We start from the raw sequence: 5,513 nt of genomic DNA on the forward strand, positions 1-5,513 counted from the left end.
GCGAGGGCGTCGTCGAGGGCCCAGGAGGGGTTGCCCATGTAGGCCACAAGGGCCCGCCACTCGGCATCGGAGCGGCAGGAGATGGCGATCCAGCGGTCGGCGGTGCTGGTCGGGAAGACGCCCGAGGGGACGTGGCCTTCGATGGAACGGTTGCCGATCGTGCGGTGTTCGCGGCCGTTCCAGGCGGCATCGAGGGCGGCCTGGGGGAACATGTGGGAGGAGGATTCGACCTGGGCCATCTCGATGACCTGGCCCTCGCCGGTTCGACGGCGGTGGCGGAGCGCGGCGAGGACCGCGACTGCGCCGTGCATCCCGCCCCAGAAGTCGCCGGCGAAGATGCTGACGTTGTCCATGGGGGCGGTGTCGCGGTAGCCGCGGAGGATGGTGGAGCCGGCGACGGAATCGATGTGGGCGCCGTAGCCGCGGCCCTCGACGTAGGCGCCGGTCCGACCGAAGGCGGGCATGTGGAGGATGATGATGTCGGGGCGGATGGCCCGGATGGCGTCGTCGTTGAGGCCGAGTTTTTCGAGGGTCCCGATGGCAAGGTTCTCGGCGAGGATATCAGAGATAGCGATGAGCTGTTTGACGATAGCGAGTCCCTCGGGCCGGCGGGAATCAACGGTGAAGGACTTCTTGTTGCGAAGCACCTGGATGAACGCCGGGCTGTTGTTCCAGGGACGCGGGCCGGGCTCCGGCGGGTGGCCTGCGATCCAGGGCGGCATGAGCTGGGCCATCATGGCGTTCATGCGCGGGGAGGCGGCGCGGGTCATGGGGTTCCAGATGAAGGGGTTTTCGACCTTGATGCACTCGGCGCCGAGGTCGGCCAGGTACATGGTGGCGGTCTGGCCGGCCCAGACGGCGGTGAAGTCGCAGATGCGGATACCCTGGAGGGGAAGCGGGGCGGTGGTCATGCGATGACTCCTGCGGCGGTGAGCTGGTCGATGGCGGCCGGTTCGATCCCGGCTTCGGCGAGGACCGGGCGCGTATGTTCGCCGAGGCGCGGCGCGGCAGAACGGATGCGCCAGGGGGTCTTCTCGAAGATGTAGGGGCGCCCGAGCATGGGCAGGGTACCGAGGTCAGGGTGGTCGATGGTGGTCCAGAGGCCGCGCTCGCGGAAGTTCTCGTCGTTGTGGAGGTCGAGGCCGGTGTACAGGGGCCCGCACATCACATGGTGCTCGCGCGCGGCCTCCCAGACCTCGGCGCGGGTGCGGCTGAGCATCCAGGGGTAGACGATGGCGTCGACGGTTTCGCGGGCCCCGGGCTGGAGGGCGGCGAGGGGGCTGTCCCACTTCGGGTCCTGGAGGGTTTCGTCGCCGATCATCTCAGCGAAGCGCCGCCAGTAGGTGCCCGGGAGCGCGGCAATTTCGACGTAGCCATCAGCGACGGGATAGATGCCGCCGGCGAGGCCGGAGATGGCGGAGGCGGGCCGGTCCTGGACGCGGCCGGAGAAGCGGTAGGCGAGGATGCTGGAGGAGCGGCGGTCGATGTTGTTGACCTGGACGTTGAAGCAGGGGACATCGACGAGCTGGGCGGTCCCGTGGACTTCGAAGGCAGTCAGGGCGCCGAGGGCGGCGACCGCCGCCATTGCGCCGCACTGGAGGGTTGCGGCGGTGCCGCCGAGTTTGAGCGGCTCGCGGTCGGCGAGGCCGTGGGAGTACATCTCGGCGCCCATGGCGTAGAGGACGAGGTCATCGAGGGAGTAGTCGCGGTAGGGGCCTTCGTGGCCGAAGTTGGTGATGGCGACGACGGGCACCTGGTGGTACGACGAAAGGGTGGCGTAATCGATGCCGAGCGCGGTCTCGACGCGCGGCGGGCTGGACGTGATGACGAGGTCGGCCTGCTGCATCAGCGCCCGGACGAGGTCGCGGGAGGCCGGCTGCTTCAGGTCGATGACGACGGATTCTTTGTTCGTGTTGAGGTACTGGAAGGTCGCGGAGCGGTCGGGGCCGGGCTCATCGTTGAGGAACGGCGGGAGGCCCCGGGCAGGGTCGCCGCCGGGGCGCTCGACCTTGATGACGCGGGCGCCGAGGTCGGCGAGGAGCTTGGTGCAGTAGGGGCCGGCGATGTGGCTGGTGAAATCGAGGACGGTGATGCCCTGGAGGGCGTCCATGGGGGCCTCGCTGTCGGGATAGGATGCTGCGGCGCGTATTGTGGCAAATTGTGCCAGCGCTGTCCCGTTTCGGGGGACGCCGGTGCGGCCATTGCCGGGTTGCGCAGGGATGATCCTAGCGGCGGGCGCGGAAGGGTCGAGCGGTCAGGCCTCGCCGAGGTATGCGCGCCGGACGGCGTCGTCGCGGGAGAGCTCGGGGCCGGTGCCGGAGAGGGTGATAAGGCCGGATTCGAGGACGTAGGCGCGGTCGGCGATTTCGAGGGCCATGAGGGCGTTCTGCTCGACGAGGAGGACGGTGGCTCCTTCCCGCCGGATGGCCTGGATGACCTGGAAGATGGTTTCGACGAGGACCGGGGAGAGGCCCATGGAGGGCTCGTCGAGGAGGAGCAGCCGGGGACGGGCCATCAGGGCGCGGCCGATGGCGAGCATCTGCTGTTCGCCGCCGGAAAGGGTACCGGCAGGCTGGCGGAGGCGCTCCTTGAGGCGGGGGAAGAGGCGGTAGACGCGCTCGAGGTCGTCGTCGAGGGGGTCGGAGCGCTGGTAGGCGCCCATGAGGAGGTTTTCGTAGACGGTCAGGGAGTGAAAGATCCCGCGGCCCTCGGGAACGTGGGAGAGGCCGAGGCGAACGATGGCGTGGGGCGCCAGGCGGTCGATGCGCTGGCCGTTGAAGGTGACCTGGCCGGAGCGCGGGCGGATGACGCCGGAGATGGCGCGGAGGGTGGTGGATTTGCCGGCCCCGTTGGAGCCGATGAGGGTGACGATTTCGCCCTGCTCGACCGTGAGGGAGATGCCTTTCACGGCGAGGATGGCGCCGTAGCCGGCGCGAAGGTCCTGGACATCAAGGAGCGGCATGGCCGCCTCCGTGGATGGCGCGGGTGCCGAGGTAGGCTTCGATGACGGTCGGGTTGCGCTGGATCTCCGCCGGCGGACCCTCGGCGATTTTGCGGCCGTAATCGAGGACGGTGATCTCTTCGCAGACGCCCATCACGACGCGCATCTGGTGCTCGATGAGGATGATGGTGGTCGCGAAGTCGTCGCGGATGCGGCGGATGAGGGAGACCATGGCGGAGGCTTCCTGCGGGTTCATGCCGGCGGTGGGTTCATCGAGCAGGAGAAGTCCGGGGCGGGCCGCGAGCGCGCGGGCGATTTCGAGGCGGCGCTGGTCGCCGTAGGGGAGGTTGCGGGCGAGGTCGTTTTCGCGGCCGCGGAGGCCGACCGCCGCGAGGAGCTGGCGGGCGCGTTCCACGGCGGCGCGTTCGGCAGCGCGGACCCGGGGCGGGCGGGCGATCGCGCCGGCGATTTCGATGACGCCGTTGAGGGCGGCACGGGGAAACCCGCGGAGGATGAGGAGGCGTTCGATGGGCAGCGGGTAGACGGGCCGGCGGGTGCTGAGGATCTCGGTGCCGCCCACGGGAATGTGCTGGTGCTGGCCGACAAGGACGTTCTCGAGGACGGTCATGTTGGCGAAAAGGCGGATGTTCTGGAAGGTGCGGGCGATGCCGAGCCCGGTGATCACGTGCTGGGGGAGCCCATCGATGCGCTGGCCGTTGAGGTATATAGCGCCCGAGGTTGGCCGATAGAAGCCGGTGAGGCAGTTAAAGAGGGTGGTCTTGCCGGCGCCGTTCGGGCCGATCAGGCCATGGACCTGGCCCGGGGGAACGCGCAGGGTCACTTCGGAAAGGGCGGCGAGCCCTTCGAACTGCATGCTGAGGCCATCGACGATCAGCTCGGCGGCGGTCATGCGGCACCTGCCGGCGTGGGCGCCGATTCCTCGTGGGCGAATTCGAGCCTGCGCCGGCGCGAGGGCAGCAGGCCGGAGGGCCGGAGGACCATGATCAGGACGAGCAGGGCGCCGAAGATGACGAAGCGGGTGTCATCGGCGAGCTGGGCGCCCCAGGTGGAGGCCTCCGGCAGGCGGCCGATGGACCCGGGGGTGATGGCATCGATGCCGCCGACCACGGCGTTGAGGGCGTCACGGAGCCATTCGAGGCGGGCAAGGAGGTCGGAGGTTTCGCGGAACTGCAGGATGCGCGGGATACCGATCAGGACGAGCGACCCGACGATGACGCCGGGGGTGCTGCCCATGCCGCCGATGATGACGATGGCGAGGACGTCGATGGAGACCTGGAGGGAGAAGGCCGCCGGGTTGATGAAGCCGATGAAGGAGGCGTAGATGACGCCGCCGAGGCCGCCGATGGCCGCACCGGTGGCGAAGGCGAGGAGCTTGTACTTGGTGGTGTTGACGCCCATGGCGGCGGCGACGTCTTCGTCCTCGCGGATGGCTTCCCAGGCGCGGCCGATGCGGGAGTCGCGCAGGCGCGCGGTGGCCAGCCCGACCAGGATGGCGGCGACCAGGACGAAGTAGTACCAGCGGGTGAAGCTGTCGATGGCGAAGCCGCCGAGTTCGGGGCGCGGGATGGCCGCGAGGCCCTGGGAGCCGCGGGTGAGGTCGTCGCGGTTGATGAGGAAGAGGCGGATGATTTCGCCGAAGCCGAGGGTGACGATGGCGAGGTAGTCGCCGCGCAGGGGGAGGACCGGCAGGCCCAGCAGGAGCCCGACGCCGGCGGCGATCAGCACCCCGAGCGGGAGGATGAGCCAAAAGTTCAGGCTGGCATCGATGGGGGAGCCGGGAGAGGTGAGCAGGCCCATGGTGTAGGCGCCGGCGGCGAAGAAGGCGACGTAGCCGAGGTCGAGCAGGCCGGCGAACCCAACGACGACGTTGAGCCCGAGGCCGAGGACGATGAACAGGGTGACGAAGACCAGCATCTGGACCCAGACATCGGACAGCCAGAACGGCAGGGTGGCGGCGAGTGCGATGAACAGCGGCCAGCGGTAGGCGAGGAGGCGGCTGAGGGCGGGACCGGGGGTGCGGGCTGGCTCAGGCACGGGTGGTGCTCCGCTGGGCGAAGATGCCGGTGGGCCGGAAGATGAGGATGGCGACGAGGAGGGTGAAGGCGATGACATCGCGCCACTGGTTGCCGAGGTCGATGCCGGGGAGCTGGTTGAGGAGCTCCCGGCCGACAGTCTCGGCGAGGCCGAGGGCGTAGCCGCCGGCCATGGCGCCGGGGATGCTGCCGATGCCGCCGAGGACGGCGGCGGTGAACGCCTTGATGCCGGGGATGAAGCCCATCGAGCCGCGGATGGTCTGGAAGAAGAGGCCGTAGAGCACACCTGCCACACCCGCCATGGCCGCGCCGAGGATGAAGACGAAGACGATGGTGCGGTTGACATCGACGCCCATCAGCGAGGCGTTGGTGGGGTTTTCGGCCACGGCCCGGATGGCGCGCCCGAGGCGGGTACGCTGGATGATGAGCGTGAGGACGACCATCATCGCGATGGAGCAGAGGATGAGGAAGAGCTGGATGTAGGTGATGCTGAACGGCCCTGCGGAGAGCTGGCCGCG

At 69.1% G+C, this 5,513-nt stretch carries 6 protein-coding genes; all 6 read right to left on the minus strand.

The window, feature by feature from the left end:
• Window positions 1–911 (minus strand): CaiB/BaiF CoA transferase family protein (locus tag VAE46_RS11320; RefSeq protein ID WP_322797042.1); only part of this gene is annotated, 911 nt, incomplete at its 3' end.
• Window positions 908–2,110 carry a CoA transferase gene (locus tag VAE46_RS11325; RefSeq protein ID WP_322797043.1) on the minus strand — a complete coding sequence of 401 codons (1,203 nt, stop codon included), beginning with the start codon at window positions 2,108–2,110 and terminating at the stop codon, window positions 908–910. The genes VAE46_RS11325 and VAE46_RS11320, both read right to left, overlap by 4 nt.
• Before the next feature lie 144 nt (window positions 2,111–2,254).
• Window positions 2,255–2,962, minus strand: coding sequence for an ABC transporter ATP-binding protein (locus VAE46_RS11330; RefSeq protein WP_322797044.1), 708 nt, complete (start codon window positions 2,960–2,962; stop codon window positions 2,255–2,257).
• On the minus strand, window positions 2,949–3,851 hold the full coding sequence (locus VAE46_RS11335; protein WP_322797045.1) for an ABC transporter ATP-binding protein: 903 nt from the start codon (window positions 3,849–3,851) through the stop codon (window positions 2,949–2,951). Before VAE46_RS11335 ends, VAE46_RS11330 begins: the two co-directional genes overlap by 14 nt.
• A complete protein-coding gene (locus tag VAE46_RS11340) occupies window positions 3,848–4,996 on the minus strand; it encodes a branched-chain amino acid ABC transporter permease (RefSeq protein WP_322797046.1) in 1,149 nt (382 codons plus the stop codon). The genes VAE46_RS11335 and VAE46_RS11340 overlap by 4 nt, the downstream gene beginning before the upstream one ends.
• On the minus strand, window positions 4,989–5,513 hold a 525-nt coding region (locus tag VAE46_RS11345; protein WP_322797047.1), incomplete at its 5' end, for a branched-chain amino acid ABC transporter permease. The genes VAE46_RS11345 and VAE46_RS11340, both read right to left, overlap by 8 nt.

Origin of the sequence: Tepidiforma sp. (assembly GCF_034433535.1) — a bacterium.
Classification (GTDB): domain Bacteria; phylum Chloroflexota; class Dehalococcoidia; order Tepidiformales; family Tepidiformaceae; genus Tepidiforma.